The 5,175-nt window shown below is 33.1% G+C and carries 7 protein-coding genes; 2 read left to right on the top strand and 5 right to left on the bottom strand.

Translation table 11 applies throughout. The annotated features are described in order from the left end of the window. The first annotated feature begins 221 nt into the window (after positions 1 to 221). On the top strand, positions 222 to 788 hold the full coding sequence (locus DES38_RS11815; protein WP_110252284.1) for an RNA polymerase sigma factor: 567 nt from the start codon (positions 222 to 224) through the stop codon (positions 786 to 788). A gap of 186 nt (positions 789 to 974) precedes the next feature. Then, positions 975 to 1,556, top strand: coding sequence for a DUF4367 domain-containing protein (locus DES38_RS11805; protein WP_110252282.1), 582 nt, complete (start codon positions 975 to 977; stop codon positions 1,554 to 1,556). A gap of 241 nt (positions 1,557 to 1,797) precedes the next feature. Here the strand turns inward: DES38_RS11805 and DES38_RS11800 are convergent, their stop codons facing one another. From DES38_RS11800 to DES38_RS11780, 5 genes are all read right to left on the bottom strand, one after another. Next, positions 1,798 to 2,151 (bottom strand): hypothetical protein, encoded by a 354-nt coding sequence (locus tag DES38_RS11800; protein WP_110252281.1) that lies wholly within the window; start codon positions 2,149 to 2,151, stop codon positions 1,798 to 1,800. 49 nt (positions 2,152 to 2,200) lie between these two features. After that, entirely contained in the window at positions 2,201 to 2,557 is a 357-nt protein-coding gene (locus DES38_RS11795) for a hypothetical protein (RefSeq protein ID WP_146206386.1), read from the bottom strand. A 172-nt stretch (positions 2,558 to 2,729) separates the two neighbouring features. Continuing rightward, complete coding sequence (locus DES38_RS11790) at positions 2,730 to 2,915, bottom strand: hypothetical protein (protein ID WP_110252279.1); 186 nt, start codon at positions 2,913 to 2,915, stop codon at positions 2,730 to 2,732. Between the two features lie 304 nt (positions 2,916 to 3,219). Further along, the gene (locus tag DES38_RS11785; RefSeq protein WP_110252278.1) at positions 3,220 to 3,729 is read right to left on the bottom strand and encodes a hypothetical protein; all 510 of its coding nucleotides are present in this window, start codon (positions 3,727 to 3,729) and stop codon (positions 3,220 to 3,222) included. A gap of 23 nt (positions 3,730 to 3,752) precedes the next feature. Beyond that, positions 3,753 to 4,754 carry a hypothetical protein gene (locus tag DES38_RS11780; protein WP_110252277.1) on the bottom strand — a complete coding sequence of 334 codons (1,002 nt, stop codon included), beginning with the start codon at positions 4,752 to 4,754 and terminating at the stop codon, positions 3,753 to 3,755. Between the last annotated feature and the right edge of the window lie 421 nt (positions 4,755 to 5,175).

Genomic DNA, 5,175 nt, shown 5'->3' with positions numbered 1-5,175 from the left:
TCAGTGGTAACATGACATGGCAAAGGGTGGTACATTTCGTGGCAACAGGTGGTTAAAAACTTGGCACTAGTGGTACATTCCTTTGGCAGTAGTCAATAAGAGAGAGATACAAAATATATCTATTAAAATCGGTAATGCATAAGTATACCATTTTAACTTTTCTTGGGTATCTACTATATATTAAAAATTTTGAGAGTTTATAATAGTTAGGAGTGTAAAATATGAAAACAAAAATCTTCCTTCTTACTAATACTGATTTCTCTTCCTTGGATAAATCTGTACAGGAAGAAGTTTACCGTGATTTTTATAAACTTGTTTATGGTGTTTCAATTCAAATGATTCACGATCACTCAGTCGCGGAAGATATAGTTCAAGAGGCTTTTATAAAAACTATTTACCATTCACCCAACATTGAGAATGAACAGCAGTTAATTGGCTGGATACGGGTAGTTACAAGAAACCTAACTTTAAATTTGATTAGAAAAAATAAAAAAATGCGTAACCAAGATGATATTGAAAGTGTTATAAATAGTAATATTAATAAACAAAAAGATCCTACACAAGCGAAGGTTGAATTAAGAATGTTAGAAGATAACATCACTGAAAGTATGTCAGAAATCAACTCGGAGTACCTAAACATTCTAGAATCCAAATGGATTCATGGGAAATCTAACAAAGAAATTGCTGAAGAACAAAATTCAACAGAAGGAGCAGTTAAACAAAAGATACACCGAGCAAGAAAAGCTTTGAAAAAGAAAATGACGAAATGGGGTTTTCAAGATGAATAGAGAAAGATTCGACCATTTATTTGACGAGTCCTTCGATAAATTGGTAAATAAGAAATCTGATGAACTCTCATCTAATTATAAACCTTCTTGGAATAAAGTGAAAAAACAATTAAAGTTCATAGAAAAGAATGAAAAAAACGTAATCGTAAAACTTACTTACGTAACATTTCAGTTATTTTTCTATCTATGATTATTGGGGCTTTCGTTTTTGGTAATATCAATGAAACCAAAGCGTTTAATCCTTTTTATCAATCGTTAAAGGAGATACCAGGTGATATTACTTCTTTATTTTTCGGGAATAAGAACGAAGAAAGTGAGGCAAAAACAGATCCTCCTTCCAACGGAATTGCAGATAAAGAGATGGAGTTAACAGATAAAGTGGTGTCTGTAAATTCACTAGAAGAAGTTCAAAATAGATCCGCATTTCAGATTCCTTCTTTCAAATATATTCCAGTAGGTTACAAATTCAAAAATGCAGATTTATTTATGTTAGATGGAGACAACACTTTTAGAAAAGTACGACTCACCTTCTCTAATAAAGAAAAATCATTTTGGGTTTCTTTAAACCCTCTTGAGAGTGATACTACTGTTGGTTCGGGATCGAAAAAATCTAACATCAAGGAAATTCAACTTAAAAATGGTAAAGGCTATTTAACTATTTCTGATGATGGTAATTCAAAATTAGAATTTTTAAGAGGAAATGTATATGTCAGTGTTTTAGGGGATTTACCACAAGAAGAATTGATTCGTTTTGCTAATAATATGTAAATTACCGGGGGCTAATACCCCGGCAATTCTTATTTCATCAAAAGATAGTCACTCTTTGTCTCACCTTGCTCAAATACTCCATTATTAGAAATCCAATGCCTGGTTTTCAACCTGTAGTAATAACCTTCTTCCGCGTAACGTAATACAGTCTTATCGTATACATCTTTACTAGAACCGCTATACGTAGTATCCACCCCCACGGTGTCCCATGATTTTCCATTCCACTTTTGAAAACTGAATGTTATCCCAATAGAATTAACGGTTTTTTTTGCAATTTAAATTCCCAAATGAAGCTATCTCTTTGCTGAAAACCAGCTTCTTCTAAATCTTTAAAGGGTAACTGTCCAGATTTTTCTGCTTTGAAATGAAACTTAATCGTATGACATATACCACGAAGCGTATTTTGTAGTTGTGTGAATTTAAGCGGCACTTCGCTTGGTAATATATCAGTTACCTCAGCAGTCACCAATGTATTATTATAGATGTTTACTCTAGCATTGATTTCTCCAACACCTTCTTCAATTAAAAATGGTTCAATTTCCTTGTTATCACGACAATCTTTCCATAAAAACTCTACTTTTTGTAATAGCAACATAAGCTATTCACCTCTCCTTTTTAAAAGTGGTTTTAAGTCATCTAAACGCTTAATTCCTTTTCGCTAATACTCGCTTGATCGCTTCCTCATCCTCTTTAGTGAAACAGTCAACTCCTGAGTTCCACGGATCCCAAATAGGACTATACATTGAACCAACTATACCTGGATGGACTTCCAAGTTAGAAAATAGTGCGTCACGAAAACGATGCGTTACTGGAATCCCCTTTTTGATTTCTCTCTCAGTTACGAAGCGGTATATGGTATAAACTTCATTTTCTGACATTGGAATATCTAATGCCTTCATATCCTTAAGTAACAATGTCCGAGTATCTTGTGCCTCTTTTAAGATCGTTCGGAATTCGTAGTAAGGTTCAAGTTCTGGATAATCTATTGTCATGTTTCTCAAAAATTCATCGTTTCCTGGATAGTACAGATACTCTTTGGTTCGTGTCCTTAAACTCGTAGTGTTCTTCCTCATTTGAGGAATCAGGTTTACTAAGTTCCATTTCTCATCGCCTCCTAGACAATTAAAAAAAGTCCGATTCATGAACGAATGGACTCTTCTCTCCTAATAAGGATTATTTGTTTAATTGTACGTAACGGTCTGTGATAACAGAATCTTCAAGAACATTAGAGTTAAACAATATACGTAGAACTCTTTCTTCGTCATTCACCTGTTTCATAAAATCGTTATAAACGAAGTTTAAGTACTTATCACTTTCTACTAATTTCTTCATGGTTGTTGAGTTAAACTCGACTGCCATTTGATCACTCTCCTTTTAAAATTGTGATGGTTTGGTGTTTAGGTATAAAAAAGAGCACCTAATCAAAATCACCGATTAAAGTACAGAATTGTACATGTTCTGTATAGATACAGAATCGGTCACTTTGATTAAGTGCATTTTAAAAAAGAATCAGAATAAATCAAGACTCGTGTCTCAATTTGAGTGTAAATAAATTAATTAATATTATATCTTTATTCTAGCATTATTTATTAGTATGAACAATAATATAGTGGCATTCTATATCACAAAATAATATAATTTTAGGAGAGGTATCCCTCTCCTATTACTTGATTAATTCATTTTGTATCTTCATACCTTCCTCATAAGTTGTAGATGGTGCTGATATCTTTATCTGCTTTTCTGGATTTGGTTCTTCTTTTTCAGAATCATAAAAAGAAAGCGTGAACTTTTCCATATCACTGGATGCAATAATCCCTACAATTTTGAGATCGTTTTTACCATTTTTGTTATTAATATAGCCTAAGCTTCCTACCATACTTTTTTTCGTGAAGTTTGAAAAAACAACATCTATCAATTTGTAATCTTTAGAGAAATTATAGCCTTTAATAACAAATTGACCATTAAATGTTTTATTTCCAATTATAGGTCTATTTAGCGTGCCTGATATTTTTATTTTAGTTTGAACTACACTATCAGGGTATCCCTCGTTGTATTGTATAGCAGGATATTCCGCTTCTATCTTTGTGGGGAAGTTATAAAACAATATAAACGTTGTGGTTAAAAGGATTAAAATAATCACAATAGAAAGTATTTTAATTTTTGTTACTTTCACTGTAACTTCCCCCTATCAATGTCTTAGTTAATATGTGCCGGGAATTGCGGGCTTACAGGATATATATATGCTACACTATCATACTCAAGTCCTGTAATATCTATCCTTGATACTGTCGCTCTGCTTTTGGCATATGGGGATTGATAAGCATCAACTGCATTGAACCCACTATCATAACCTGATGGCACGTAACTAGTATTGGCGTTGCCCTGGATTATATTCGGCTTCACTGAGCCTCCGCTATATACAAACTCAGGATATTGATACCCAACAGATACATCTACTTTAGTTGAAATGTATGAAAGGTTTTGGTAATTATCAGACTGGGAACTTAATTTAACATAGCTGAATACCGCTGTTGTTGACTGGGCCCAAGTATATGAAATATCTGCATCATTAACGATTGTTGATCTACTAATTCCAGATACAAAGTTTTTGGCTGTATCATATACAGTTAAAGCAATTGATGCGCCTGGGATGCTTCCTGCTGCACTTTTGCCAACGGTTGTTACAGCGTTCATTGATCCAGCACTCCAGTTATAAGAGGACCTTAAAAGCGTATTTCCACTAGCCTTTAAATTGGAATTGTAGCTGTTTGGTTGAGCAACCAATCGTTGTACATTATAAGACTTGCCATCCGTATAAACTGATGACCGATAAGTTGACCAATCTACATTATATTGAGAAGGAACAGATACCTGAATGCCTATATCCGAAGAACTGTCTCTGCTTAATTCCGGCATTAATTCTTCAATATCCTTTTTCGGGAACTTCTCAGTCACTTCTTCGTAGCTTAGAAATTCAACTCCTAATTTTTCTAATTTTTTATTAACTTTATCTATTGCTTTTTGATCAACATCTTCTTCCAGAAGCAAATTACTTTTTTCGTCATATAGTTTATGAATTTTCTTTTCTTTTGCCTGAGAATTTTCATTTATATCTTCATTAGTAGCAGCAAATACAGACGGTGACATTCCTATTAACAAAAATCCTATTATCAATAATTGAATCGTTTTTTTAAACAAAATATCCCTCCTAAATTTTTATTGAATTCTTACTATATTTACTACTTAAATAATCGCCAGGATAAAATCTTCTAAGTTGATTATGCTAAAGTAACTTGATAACAAAACACACCTCATTGCTGCACAATATCCCCCCCTTATGTTATGACCTTATCTATTAAACACTTCAGATATAAAATAGTAACGCTTTTTTCCAAAAAAGTTTCATAGGTAATTCTATCAAGCTATATTATATAATTCCCTGAATTGTAAAATCAAATGCATAAACTTTTTTGAATATATCCCAATATATTCAAAAATCTATACTTATACTATTTTAATCGATACGGATGCTTGATTTTTATGCTATACTAGCCACCGCCTTGCGGCGTGCTCTTGACGTAAGTGCCTCTTCTTAGTGAGTCATTTGTTGGGTTCGGGG

This window comes from Streptohalobacillus salinus (assembly GCF_003201605.1).
Taxonomy (GTDB): Bacteria; Bacillota; Bacilli; order Bacillales; family Amphibacillaceae; genus Streptohalobacillus; species Streptohalobacillus salinus.
Note: the sequence above shows the minus strand (reverse complement) of the source record. Positions and strands in the feature narration are given on the sequence as shown.